At 70.8% G+C, this 11,680-nt stretch carries 10 protein-coding genes and 1 pseudogene; 7 read left to right on the top strand and 4 right to left on the bottom strand.

All coding sequences use genetic code 11. The features are described from left to right. Together ACIRDX_RS09295 and ACIRDX_RS09290 are read left to right on the top strand one after the other, a co-directional pair. Nucleotides 1–312: DUF4256 domain-containing protein (locus ACIRDX_RS09295; RefSeq protein WP_396625137.1), on the top strand; the 312-nt coding region annotated here is incomplete at its 5' end. A gap of 58 nt (nt 313–370) precedes the next feature. Further along, a complete protein-coding gene (locus ACIRDX_RS09290; RefSeq protein WP_396625136.1) occupies nt 371–1,009 on the top strand; it encodes a Vat family streptogramin A O-acetyltransferase in 639 nt (212 codons plus the stop codon). Nucleotides 1,010–1,022: 13 nt separating this feature from the next. Here ACIRDX_RS09290 and ACIRDX_RS09285 read toward each other — a convergent pair whose 3' ends face one another. From ACIRDX_RS09285 to ACIRDX_RS09275, 3 genes and pseudogenes are all read right to left on the bottom strand, one after another. Next, entirely contained in the window at nt 1,023–1,418 is a 396-nt protein-coding gene (locus tag ACIRDX_RS09285) for a type II toxin-antitoxin system VapC family toxin (RefSeq protein ID WP_396625135.1), read from the bottom strand. Beyond that, entirely contained in the window at nt 1,415–1,660 is a 246-nt protein-coding gene (locus ACIRDX_RS09280; protein WP_396625134.1) for a FitA-like ribbon-helix-helix domain-containing protein, read from the bottom strand. Before ACIRDX_RS09280 ends, ACIRDX_RS09285 begins: the two co-directional genes overlap by 4 nt. A gap of 144 nt (nt 1,661–1,804) precedes the next feature. Next, nucleotides 1,805–2,887, bottom strand: a pseudogene (locus ACIRDX_RS09275) (exo-alpha-sialidase); the annotation flags it as partial. A gap of 57 nt (nt 2,888–2,944) precedes the next feature. Between ACIRDX_RS09275 and ACIRDX_RS09270 the strand changes: the two are divergent. Beyond that, on the top strand, nt 2,945–3,991 hold the full coding sequence (locus tag ACIRDX_RS09270) for an alcohol dehydrogenase catalytic domain-containing protein (RefSeq protein WP_396625133.1): 1,047 nt from the start codon (nt 2,945–2,947) through the stop codon (nt 3,989–3,991). A gap of 99 nt (nt 3,992–4,090) precedes the next feature. On the opposite strand, the gene ACIRDX_RS09265 is transcribed toward ACIRDX_RS09270, so the two are convergent. Then, entirely contained in the window at nt 4,091–5,536 is a 1,446-nt protein-coding gene (locus ACIRDX_RS09265) for an aldehyde dehydrogenase family protein (protein WP_396625132.1), read from the bottom strand. Between the two features lie 66 nt (nt 5,537–5,602). Between ACIRDX_RS09265 and ACIRDX_RS09260 the strand changes: the two genes are divergently transcribed. The 4 genes from ACIRDX_RS09260 to ACIRDX_RS09245 all read left to right on the top strand — a co-directional run bounded on the left by ACIRDX_RS09260 (nt 5,603) and on the right by ACIRDX_RS09245 (nt 11,661). Beyond that, nucleotides 5,603–6,421, top strand: a complete 819-nt coding sequence (locus tag ACIRDX_RS09260; protein ID WP_396625131.1) for an HAD-IIB family hydrolase — start codon at nt 5,603–5,605, stop codon at nt 6,419–6,421. A gap of 80 nt (nt 6,422–6,501) precedes the next feature. Continuing rightward, on the top strand, nt 6,502–7,299 hold the full coding sequence (locus tag ACIRDX_RS09255) for a class I SAM-dependent methyltransferase (RefSeq protein WP_396625130.1): 798 nt from the start codon (nt 6,502–6,504) through the stop codon (nt 7,297–7,299). Nucleotides 7,300–7,323: 24 nt separating this feature from the next. Beyond that, nucleotides 7,324–8,217: an SCO family protein gene (locus ACIRDX_RS09250; protein WP_396625129.1), complete on the top strand. Its 894-nt coding sequence runs from the start codon at nt 7,324–7,326 to the stop codon at nt 8,215–8,217. Between the two features lie 150 nt (nt 8,218–8,367). Further along, complete coding sequence (locus ACIRDX_RS09245) at nt 8,368–11,661, top strand: PDZ domain-containing protein (protein WP_396625128.1); 3,294 nt, start codon at nt 8,368–8,370, stop codon at nt 11,659–11,661. The last annotated feature ends 19 nt before the right edge of the window (nt 11,662–11,680 follow it).

The following is an 11,680-nucleotide window of genomic DNA, read 5'->3' as shown; positions in this document are numbered from 1 at the left end:
GCCGGCCGGCGCAGCCTCTGCTTCGACAAGGCGGCGCGCGTCGGGCGCAAGCTCAACGCCCCGAGCGGCAGCGCCGAGGAGATGGCCAGCGCCATCGGCATCACGCTGCTGACCGAGCAGCAGTACGGTGCGCTCCAGGCGGTCGGCGAGTTCGACAGGAAGACGTCGAGCTGGATCGCGACGCCCGACGACGTCCGAGCGCTCGGCGGCGCGTTGTTCGGCGATCGGCGCTATGGTCGCGTGTTCACGTACCACAACGGCGCCGACTCGTACTATGCCGCCAGGGGCTTCCGTGGCGCGCTGCTGGTGTGATGCGGCGACGCGTCCCTGACGCACACGGGCGTGCCACCAGGACCAGCGGAGGACTGACGTGAACGGACCGGATCCACGCGACCCGCACCCGATGGCGGGGTTTCCCCAGGTGTGCTTCATCAAGAACACCATCGCCAACCCGAACATCATCGTCGGCGACTACACGTACTACGACGATCCCGACGATGCGGAGGGCTTCGAGCGGAACGTGCTGTACCACTTCCCGTTCGTGGGCGATCGCCTGGTGATCGGGAAGTTCTGCGCCATCGCGCGCGGTGTGCGCTTCATCATGAACGGCGCGAACCACAAGATGTCGGGCATCTCCACCTACCCGTTCCAGATCTTCGGCAACGGCTGGGAGGCGGCCGCACCCGCGGACGGTGAGCTGCCGTACAAGGGCGACACCGTGATCGGCAACGACGTGTGGATCGGCTACGACTCGCTCGTGATGCCCGGCGTGCACATCGGCAACGGCGCCATTGTCGCGGCGCGGTCGGTGGTGGTGAACGACGTGCCGGCGTACAGCGTGGTCGGCGGCAACCCGGCGCGCGTCATCAAGCCGCGCTTCGCGGCAGACGTCGTCGCCCGGCTCGAGGCCGTGGCCTGGTGGGACTGGCCGATCGAGAAGGTCACGCAGCACCTGCGCGTGATCGTGTCTGGCGACGTCGACGCGCTGGAGGCGTGTGCTGGTGCGTGACGCGCCGCAGTGATCAGGCGCGGTGGAGCGGCCGGGCGTAAGCGGGAAACGCCTTGAGCAGTTGCTTGTCTGCCGTGACGAGCGTCGACCCGAGCGTGATGGCGAGCGAGACGAACTCGCAGTCGTACGCCGAGCAGTCACTGGCATGCACCAGTTCGAGGACGCGCCCGGACTCGACGTCGTACTCGCGGCCCGAGAGCAGGCCTTCGGCCTCCGCCTGAATGGCGATGGCCTGTTCCAACGTCAGGGCTCCGCGGCGCAGGTAGCCGGCCAGGATGTTGCGGAACTCGCTACGCCACAGCAGGGGGGCCGCCCAGTCCGGGTCGCGGGCCAGCAGTGCCTCCGCCGCACCGGCGTGGGCGCCAGGCAAGTAGAGGTACGCGATCACGTTGGTGTCGACGACGATCACGCACGCCCCGCCCGCTTCAACGTGTCGATGTCGCCTGGACGGAACCGCCCGGGCGCGAGTTCAGCACGCAACGCCCGTGCTCGAGCCAGGCGCTCGGTTGCGGACACGGGCGTGGGCACCAGCGCCGCCTCCAGGCACACGATCGCCTCGCTGTTCATGCTCCGCCGGTTGAGTTCGGCAGACCGCTTGAGCCGCGCGTAGACCTCGTCGGGAATGTTCTTCAGGGTCAGTGTGGTGGGCACGGCCGGGACTCCGTAAAGGCACCATTTTGGTTCCGTTACGGTGCTTCGTCAAGGTTCCGCAGTCCGATCGGCAGGGCCGGGGTGGGACAACCGGCCCTACCGCCCATGCGTCGGCATGCCGCCGTGTCGTCAGCGGCCGCAGGGCCCGAGCGTCTTCGGGTCGAACACGGCGAACACGATCGCGCTGACGGTACCGCGCTCGTAGAGCACGCCCACGCGCCCGTCCGGCAGCACGGCGATCGTCGAGTACGACGCCGCACCCGGTTCCACCACCGCCCGCGACGACCACGTGGCGCCGTCGTCGCACGACCGCTTGATCACGACGTTCTCGCGCTTGTCCCGACTCTCCGTGTTGCTGAACAGCAGCTCACGCGCGGCAGGTGACCCTGCAGCCGCCTCCGGGTGTGCCCGCACGATGGCGCCGTTGTTGGCCGGGTCGATCAGCTGCGGTTCGTCGCGCCACCCGGTCCACGTCGCGCCGCCGTCGGACGAGAACGCGACCTTGCGATACGGCTTGGCGCGGCTGTTCAGCATCAGCCGCCCGTCCGAGAGTTCGACCGTCTTGTTCTCGTCGGCGCCGGGCCCCACCAGCTGCCCCATGCGCCACGTCTCGCCGTGGTCGTCGCTGTAGGCGCTGGCGGCAAACATCTCCTTGCCGCGGCGGACGACGTACTGCTGCACCAGGCGGCCTGCGTGCCTGCCATAGCGAAGCTGGATCCCCTGCCCCGACGCGGCGAAGAGACCGGCCCACGACGGGTCCTTGATGGCGCTCGTGATCCGGCGATGTGTCCACGTGACGCCGTCATCGTCGGAGAACGAGTAGTCGGCCTGCTGCACTTCCGGGTCGTCGTGGCCCACGCCGGTCGCCGACCCGAAGAAGCCCTGGCGCACGCTCGCCGAGTAGAACAGGAAGATCCGGCGCGTCGTCCTGTCGACGACGAAGCTCGGGTCGCCGAAGCCGGCGGGTGCGGCGGCGGCACGGACGACGGCCTGCGGCCCCCAGGTCTTGCCGCCGTCGGTGCTGCGCCTGAGGACCACGCTGATGGGATCGGGCAGGTCCTTCAGCGTCGGTCGCGCATCGTAGGCGGCCAGCAGCGTGCCGCGGGTCGTCACCGTGAGCGCCGGGATGCGGTAGAAGGGCGAGCCGGCGCCGGCCGTGGCCAGGTCCTGTTGCGGCACGGCGGGTGACTGGACGCCGAGTCCCAGCGCCAGGAGGAAGCAGGTCAGGAGTCGCACGCGCGCATGATACGCGGACGGACGAGCAGGCTGTAGGCTGGAGGCCGGATGGCGATGCAGGGCGTGTGCTTCAGGGGAGTCGGCGAGGTCGCGTGGCAGGAGGTGGCCGAGCCTCGCCTCGAGAGGCCCACCGACGCGATCGTGGCGGTGGAGATGGCCGGCCTGTGCGGATCGGATCTGCATCCGTACTTCGGTCGAGAGACCGGCCTCGACCCGGGCACGGTGATGGGCCACGAGTTCGTGGGGCGCGTGCTGGAGGCGGGCAGCGGCGTCACGAGCGTGCGTCCGGGCGACCGCGTGTATGCGCCGTTCTCGACCAGTTGCGGCACGTGCGCGACCTGTCGCACGGGGCTCACCAGCCGCTGTGAGCACGGACAGCTCTTCGGATGGATCAGTGGCGGTGTCGGGCTGCACGGCGGGCAGGCCGAGCGCGTCCGCGTGCCGCTGGCCGAGGGCACGCTGAAGGCCGTGTCGGCGGGGCTCTCCAGCGAGGCGGCGCTCCTGCTCGGCGACAACCTCGGCACGGCGTGGTACTGCGCCGAACTCGCGGAACTCCGGCCCGACAGCGTGGTCGTGGTGATCGGGTGCGGGTCCGTCGGGCTGCTCGGGATCATGGCGGCGCAGGCCGAGGGCGTGACGCGGATCGTTGCCGTAGATCCGGTGCCTGAGCGGCGTGCCCGCGCCGAGGCACTCGGCGTCGTCGCCTGCGCGCCTGGCCCGGACGTGGCTCGCCTGGTCGCCTCACTCGGCGGCGCGCGGGGCGCCGACAGCGTGATGGAGTTCGTGGGGCTGTCGGCCGCGCAACGGCTCGCCTGGGAGGTGCTGCGGCCCGGCGGCGTGATGGCGGTGATCGGCTGCCACTCGGCGCCGTTCGCGTTCTCGCCGTCGGAGGCCTACGACAAGAACCTCACGTATCGGACGGGCCGCTGCCCGGCGCGACGGCAGATGGAGCGGCTCACCGAGCGCGTCATGCGCGACCTGCCGCATGTGGCGCAGGTGATCACCCATCGCTTCGCGCCGCAGGACTGCGTGCGCGCCTACGACGTGTTTGCGCACCAGCGCGACGGGTGCGTGAAGGCGGTGTTCGAGTTCTGACGGGAGGACGGGTATCGGGTATCGGGGAGCGGGTAACAGACGACGCTCCCTGCTGCCTGCCATCCGCTCCCCGCTCCCCGTAACCCGCTCCCCGCTCCCTTAGTACTTCATGTACACCGTCTTGAGCGTCGTGTAGAAGTCGATCGCTTCCGGACCCTGCTCGCGCGGGCCGAGCGAGCTGGCCTTCGAGCCGCCGAACGCGACCTGGTACTCGACGCCTGCCGACGGCAGGTTCACCATCACCAGCCCGGCCTCGATGCGCTGCGCGAACTCCAGCGCGCGCGAGAGCGACGTCGTGCAGATCGTGGCCGAGAGGCCGAAGCGCACGTCGTTGGCCAGCGCCAGGGCGTGCTCGAAGTCGTCGGCCGGCAGCACTGCCGCGACCGGGCCGAACACTTCCTCCTGCGCGATGGCCATCTGCGGCGTGACGTCGCCGAGCACCGTCGGGGCGACGAAGTGTCCCTTGCCGAGCGCCCCATCCGTGAGACGCGTGCCGCCGGCCAGCACGCGGGCGCCGGCCTTGGCGGCCGCCGCGACCTCGCTCACCACGCGATCGGCGTGCGCCGCATTGATGCTGGGGCCGACTTCCATGCCGGCCTCGAGCCCGGGCCCGACCTTCATCGCCCTGGCCTTGGCGACCAGCTTCTCGCTGAACGCCTCGACCACCGATCGCTCGACGATGGCGCGCGACGTCGCGGTGCAGCGCTGCCCGGTCGATCCGAACGCGGCGTTGAGCACGATGCCGGCGGCCTCGTCGAGGTCGGCGTCCGCGAGCACGATGGTCGGGTTCTTGCCGCCCATCTCGAGCTGCACGCGGGCCTTGCGCTTGCCACAGACCTCCGCGACCTTCGCGCCCGTCGCCTCCGATCCCGTGAACGAGATCGCGCGCACCTGCTCGTGCGCCACCAGCGCCGCGCCGGCCTCGCCACGCCCGTGCACCACGTTGAGCACGCCCGCCGGCAACCCGGCCTCGACCAGGATCTCGGCCAGCCGGGTCGCACACAACGGCGCGAGCTCCGAGGGCTTCAGCACCACGGCGTTGCCGCTGATCAGCGCCGGGCAGGACTTCCAGGCGGGAATCGCGATCGGGAAGTTCCACGGCGTGATCGCGCCAACCACCCCCAGCGGCGATCGCAGCGTGTGCATGAACACACGGTCGCGCTCCGACGGGATGACGCGGCCGAACAGCCGGGCGCCCTCGCCACCGTAGTAGCGCAGGATGTTGATCGTGCGGCCCACCTCGCCGCGCGCCTCCGGCAGCGTCTTGCCTTCCTCGCGCGTCATCTCGCGGGCGACGGCGTCGGCACGCGCCTCGAGCAGGTTCGCCGCCCGATACAGGACGTCGCCACGCTTTGGGGCCGGCATCGCCGCCCAGGCCTTCTGGGCCGCCTTCGCCGCCGCCACGGCCGCCACCACATCGTCGGCCGACGAGTCGGGGAACGTGCCGACCAGGTCGTCGACGTCTGCGGGATTGCGGTTCTCGAAGGTGCGCCCGGTGACGGAGGGCTGCCACTGGCCAGCGATGAGGTTGAGGTAGGCGGACATTGGGGAACAGGGTAATGCTGAAATGCTGCGATGCCGAATGCCGAGGAACGAACGGGTGCGCCGCGAGTGATCTTCACGGACCTCGACGGCACGTTGATCGATCACCACACCTACGCGGCCGGACCGGCCCTGGCGGCGCTTGACGCCTGCCGGGCGGCAGGCGTGGCCATCGTGCCGTGCAGCAGCAAAACCCTGGCCGAGATGCGGGCGCTGGCCCGCGACCTGGCGCTGGCGCCGGCGCCGCTGCTGGTCGAGAACGGGAGCATGGCCTGGTTCCCCTCGACCTGGCCTGTCCTGCCGACTGGCATCGAGACGCTGCCGGATGGCCCCGATGGCTGCCGCGTGGTCCTCGGCACCGGCGCCGACGCCCTCCGCGCCGTGCTGCCACGCGTGGCGCGCCGTGTCGGTCGAACGCTGCGGCCGCTTGCCGACATGTCGCTCGACGAGGTCGTCGCGCGCACGGGACTGTCGCCCGGCGTCGCCTCGCTCGCCATGGCGCGCGAGTACTCCCAGCCGTTCCTGATGGACCAGGACGACGTGGCGCTCGCGACGCTCGACGGGGCAGCCCGGGAGGCTGGCGCGCGGATCACCCGGGGAGGCCGCTTCTTCCACCTCGTGGGCCCGACCGACAAGGGCGCGGCGGTGGCGCTCGTGCGTGCCACGTGTCGCGCCGGCCATCGGGCGCTCGGTCTCGGCGATGCCCCCAACGACCTGCCGCTGCTCCACGCCGTGGACGACGCGGTCATCGTGCCCCGACCGGACGGCAGCCCACACCCCGACGTGGTGCGGGCCCTGCCGGGCGCGCGCGTGGCCCCACACCCGGGGCCCGCCGGCTGGGGCGCGATGGTGCTTGACTGGCTGGCGCGCACGTCGGCATGGCGGTGAGCCCGTTTCGTGGGAACATCGGCGCGTCGCGGACGCGCCAGGTGCTGCCCTCTGGCCGCCGCCCGTCCGGAGAGACAGCGTTGGCTGATGCACCCGCCTTCACCCGCGCGATCGCGGAACACTACGACACCAGGCTCGGGCCCATGCTGTTCGAGTCGTTCGCCCGCGACATCGCGGCGCGGTTACCCCCGCACAGCGCCCGTGTCCTCGAGGTGGCGGCGGGCACCGGGATCGTGTCTCGGCACCTGCTGTCGGCGCTGGCGCCCGATGCCTCGCTCATGGTGACCGACCAGCAGGAGGGCATGCTGCACGTGGCCCGCACCAAGGTCGCCGAGGACGCGCGCGCCGAGTGCCGGCAGGCCGATGCGATGTCGCTGCCGTTCCCGGACCGCAGCTTCCACGCCGTGGTGTGCCAGTTCGGGCTGATGTTCTTCGACGACAAGGCCGTTGGCCTGCGGGAGATTCGCCGCGTGCTCACGCCAGACGGGACGTTGCTGCTGAGCACGTGGGCATCGCTGGCCGACAACCCCATTCCGCGCATCACCTACGAGGCCGTCGAACACGCCTTCCCGGACGACGCCCCCTCGTTCATCACCGTGCCGTTCGCCCTGCACGATCAGGACTTCGTGACGACGCTGCTGCACGGCGCCGGCTTCAGCTACGTCCGATCCGACGTCGTCGAGGCCGTCTGCGACAGCCCGTCGGCGCACGCGGCCGCCATGGCCATGCTGCACGGCTCGCCGCTCTCGATCCAGTTGCAGGAACGGGGCGCCGACATCCGCCACCTCGTGGATCTCGTCTCGGCGCGGCTGGCCCGCGAGGGTGGCTTCGCACCCATGCGGCTGCCGATGAAGGCGCTGGTCTTCACGGCGCAGTAGGCCGGCCCATCCGGAGACCCTCTAGTGACATGTAAGCATCTCCTGCCATCTCTGCTGCTGTCGACCGCGCTCCTGCAGGTGGTCGGCTGCGGCGGTGGCGCCCCGGCGTACGAGTCCTCGGCCGAAGCGCGCCGGTATCCGATCACCGGGGTGGTCCGCGGCGTCGACGCCAAGGGCGGACAGATCAGCGTGGCCCACGAGACCATTCCCGGCCTCATGGACGCCATGACGATGAGCTTCCCGGTGAAGGAACCGTGGGCCGTCGGCGTCGCCACTGCGGGGGATCGCCTGTCGGGCACGCTGGTCGTCGACCAGGGCCGCTCGTGGATCGAGGGCGTATCGCTGAGCAAGCCGGCGGCGGGCGAGCAGGCCACCGGCGGCGCGTCGAGCGCGACCGACGCCGGCATCGGCCCGGCGAAGGGGACGCCGCTCCCGGCCACGCCTCTGCGCGACCAGGCCGGCCGTACGGTGACGGCGCGCGACTTCGCCGGGCGCGACCTCGTGATCACGTTCATCTACACGCGCTGCCCGCTGCCCGACTTCTGCCCGCTGATGATGACGCGCCTGAACGAGGCCGCGGCGCGACTGCGCAAGGCGGGGCGACGCGACGACGTGCAGATGGTGGCCATCTCGATCGACCCCGAACGCGACACGCCCGAGGTGCTGGCCGCCTACGGCCGCCAGCACATCACCGGCGAGGAGGGCGACCCGTTCCGCCGATGGTCGCTGCTCACGGGGACACCGGCGCAGGTGCGCGCGTGGGCGCAGTTCTTCACGCTCACCTACGAGAAGGAGCGTAACGAGATCGCACACGGCCTCAGGACCGCCGTGGTCGACCGCGACGGCAAGGTCGTGGGCGTGCTGCGCGGCAATCAGTGGACGACGAACGAACTCATGGAGATGCTGCCGGGCAGGTAGGGGACGAGACGGGCAACGGGCAACGGGCTGCAGGCTGCCTGAGGCCGGCCGGTAGCCTGCCGCCGGTAGCCTGTGGCCGGTTAACGAGAACTTGCCCCTCCGGCTTCTCGTACGAGAATGGGTCGCCCGCACCTGCGGGCCCCCCCGCCCATGACCCATTCCGTGCCTGCGCGCCTTCGCCGCCTCGGTGGCCTGGCCTCGTTCCTCTTCCTGGCGGCCGCCCTGCCGGCCGCCGCGATCGACACCACCGACACGCGGTTGTTGTCGCAGCCGGCGATCAGCGCGCGGCACATCGCGTTCACGTACGCCGGCGACCTGTACGTGGCCGACCACGACGGCAAGAACGTGCGTCGCCTCACGAGCGACGAGGGCGTCGAGCGTGCGCCGGCGTTCTCGCCAGACGGGACGCAGCTGGCCTTCAGTGCCGAGTACGATGGCAACGTCGACGTGTTCGTCGTGCCGGTCACCGGCGGCCTGCCGCGGCGACTCACCTGGCATCCCGGGCCTGACGTGGTGCAGGGCTTCACGCCCGACGGGGCGCAGGTGCTCTTCACCTCGCCGCGCGCGGTGTTCACCACGCGCTACACGCAGCTGTTCACGGTGCCGGTCAAGGGCGGCGTGGAGGTGGCGCTGCCCATCCCGAACGCCTCGCGCGCCAGCGTGGCGGCCGACGGCAGCCGCATCGCCTACAACCCGCTGGCCCCGGCCTTCCTGCAGTGGAAGCGGTATCGCGGTGGGTCCGTCGCGACGATCGTGCTGTACGACCCGAAGACCCACGCCACCGACAAGGTCGCGCAGCCCTCGTCACGCGCCAACGACGCCGACCCGGTGTGGATGGGCATGGCCGTCTACTTCCGGTCCGATCGCGATGGCGAGTTCAACCTGTACCGCTACGACCCCGCCTCGAAGCAGGTGAGTCGCCTCACCTCGCACGACGACTTCCCCGTGCTGGGCATTGCCGCCGCGGCCGGCAAGGTCCTCTACGAGCAGGCCGGCTACCTGCACCTCTACGAAGTACAGGCCAGGCAGGCGCGTCGGCTGGCGATCGGCATCGGTAGCGACCTCGTGGAGCTGCGCCCGCGCTTCGTGAAGGGGCCCGAGTGGATCCGCGGCATGGCGGTGTCGCCGTCGGGCGCGCGCGTGGCCCTCGAGTACCGCGGCGAGATCGTCACCGTGCCGGCCGAGAAGGGCGATCCGCGCAACGTGACGTCCACCACCGACGTGCACGAGCGTTCGCCGGCCTGGTCGCCGGACGGGCAGCGACTGGCCTACTTCTCCGATGCGGGCGGCGAGTACGCGCTGCACCTCCGCGCGCAGGACGGCAAGGGCGCGCCCACGGTCGTGAAGCTGGCGGGCAGCGGGTTCTACGACGGTGCGACGTGGTCGCCCGATGGCGCGCGCATCGCCTTCCGCGACAACGGTCGCAGCCTCTACGTACTCACGGTGGCGACCGGATCCGTGGCCAGGGTGGCGACCGAGCCCATCTACCGGCCTGGCGCCTTCTCCGACACGACGTACAACTGGTCGCCCGACGGCAAGTGGCTGGCCTACACGACGACCACGCGGACACAGATCCAGACCGCGCACGTCTGGTCCACCGAGACGCAGACGTCGCACCCGATCAGCGACGGGCTGAGCGACGTCGCCGAGCCGGTGTTCGATCGCAACGGCAAGTACCTGTACCTGCTGGCGTCGACCAACGCCGGCCCGGTGCGCGACTGGTTCTCGCAGGCGAGCGCCGACATGCAGTCCACGAGCGCGATCTACCTCGTGGTGCTGAAGAAGGGCGAGCCGTCCCCGCTCGCGAAGGAGAGCGACGAGGAGAAGGCGCCGAAGGATGCCGCGTCGGCCGCCGAGTCGACGGCGAAGGACGCCGGCGGGGCTGCGGGCGCCGCGAAGGACGGCGCGCCGAAGGGCGCCGCCACCGTGATCGACGTCGAGGGCCTGGCCTCGCGCATCGTGGCGCTCCCCGTGCCCGCCGGCGACTACTCGGGGCTGCAGGCCGGAGAGGCCGGCACGCTGTTCCTCCTGCGCAGCATCGACGGCAAGTCCTCGCTCCACCAGTTCACGCTCGAGACCCGCAAGACCGAGACCTTCGCGCCGGCGGCCGAGGCCTACCAGGTCACCGCCGACGGCAAGAAGGTGCTCTACCGCAACGGGTCGTCCTTCCATGTCGTCGCGGCGTCGAAGAAGACCGACGGCAGCGAGGGCAAGGTGAACGTCGAGGCCGTGCAGGTGCGGGTCGATCCGCAGGCCGAGTGGCCGCAGATCTTCGACGAGGCCTGGCGCATCAACCGCGACTACTTCTACGCGACCAACTACCACGGACGCGACTGGCCGGCCATGCGCAAGAAGTACGCGCAGTTCCTGCCGCACCTGGCGCACCGCACCGACCTCGCCCGCGTCATCCAGTGGATGCTCAGCGAACTCGCCGTGGGCCACTCGTACGGTGGCGGCGGCGACGCCAGGCGCAAGCCCGGCATCGTGGCCGGGGGCCTCCTCGGCGCGGACATCGAGGTCGTCGGCGACCGCTACAGGTTCCGCAAGGTGTACGGCGGCCTCAACTGGACGCCCACGCTCCGCTCGCCGCTCACCGAGCCGGGCGTGGACGTGAAGGCCGGTGAGTACCTCCTCGCCGTCAACGGCGTCGACCTGCGCGCCCCGACCACCAACGTCCATGCGCCGTTCGAGAACACGGCCGGCACGCTCGTGGAGATCACCGTCGGTCCGAACGCCGACGGCACCGGGTCGCGCACCGTGTCGGTGGTGCCGATCGAGAGCGAGGCAGCGCTGCGCAATCGGGACTGGGTCGAGGGCAACCTGCGCAAGGTCACCGAGGCCACGAAGGGCCGCGTCGCCTACGTATACGTGCCCAACACGGCGGGCGCAGGGCACGAGTACTTCAAGCGCTACTTCTATCCGCAGACCAACCGCGAGGCCGTCATCGTCGACGAACGCTTCAACGGCGGCGGGCAGGTCGCCGACTACTACATCGACCTGCTGCGCCGGCCGCTCGTGAGCTACTGGGCCACGCGGCACGGCGAACCGGTTCGCACGCCGGCCGCCGCCATCCTGGGGCCCAAGGTGATGATCACCGACGAGACGGCCGGGTCGGGCGGCGACCTCCTGCCGTGGATGTTCCGCAAGTTCTCGCTCGGCCCGATCGTCGGCACGCGCACGTGGGGCGGGCTCGTGGGCATCCTCGGCTACCCGGTGCTGATGGACGGCGGCAACGTGACCGCACCCAACCTCGCCATCTTCACCGACGAGGGCTGGGTCGTGGAGAACGAGGGCGTGCCGGCCGACATCGAGGTGGAGCAGGTGCCCGCCGACGTCATCGCCGGGCGGGACCCGCAGCTCGAGCGCGCCATCAAGGAGGCCCTCGACGCGCTCGCGAAGCAGCCGGTGAAGGTGCCGGCGCGCCCGAAGGATCCCGTGCGGTGACCCACACCGCCGACTGACT

Origin of the sequence: Luteitalea sp. (assembly GCF_044337415.1) — a bacterium.
Lineage (GTDB): Bacteria > Acidobacteriota > Vicinamibacteria > Vicinamibacterales > Vicinamibacteraceae > Luteitalea.
This window is presented reverse-complemented; position numbering and strand designations above follow the sequence as displayed.

Bases quoted from the DNA above. Each gene is read 5' to 3' on its own strand.
- ACIRDX_RS09265 (WP_396625132.1), bottom strand. From the start codon at position 5,536: ATGTCCGCCTACCTCAACCTCATCGCTGGCCAGTGGCAGCCCTCCGTC.
- ACIRDX_RS09245 (WP_396625128.1), top strand. From the start codon at position 8,368: ATGACCCATTCCGTGCCTGCGCGCCTTCGCCGCCTCGGTGGCCTGGCC.
- ACIRDX_RS09270 (WP_396625133.1), top strand. From the start codon at position 2,945: ATGGCGATGCAGGGCGTGTGCTTCAGGGGAGTCGGCGAGGTCGCGTGG.